We start from the raw sequence: 317 nt of genomic DNA, 5'->3' as shown, positions 1-317 counted from the left end.
CGGGGGCTTTCACATCAGACTTAAGAAACCGCCTGCGAGCCCTTTACGCCCAATAATTCCGGACAACGCTTGCCACCTGCGTATTACCGCGGCTGCTGGCACGTAGTTAGCCGTGGCTTTCTGGTTAGGTACCGTCAAGGTGCCACCCTATTTGAACGGCACTTGTTCTTCCCTAACAACAGAGCTTTACGATCCGAAAACCTTCATCACTCACGCGGCGTTGCTCCGTCAGACTTTCGTCCATTGCGGAAGATTCCCTACTGCTGCCTCCCGTAGGAGTCTGGGCCGTGTCTCAGTCCCAGTGTGGCCGATCACCC

At 55.8% G+C, this 317-nt stretch carries 1 rRNA gene; it reads right to left on the bottom strand.

What is annotated here, in order from left to right:
- Positions 1–317 (bottom strand): 16S ribosomal RNA (locus SB771_RS33900); the annotation flags it as partial.

It is taken from the genome of Burkholderia sp. SIMBA_051 (assembly GCF_046534915.1).
GTDB lineage: Bacteria > Pseudomonadota > Gammaproteobacteria > Burkholderiales > Burkholderiaceae > Burkholderia > Burkholderia ambifaria.
Note: the sequence above shows the minus strand (reverse complement) of the source record. Positions and strands in the feature narration are given on the sequence as shown.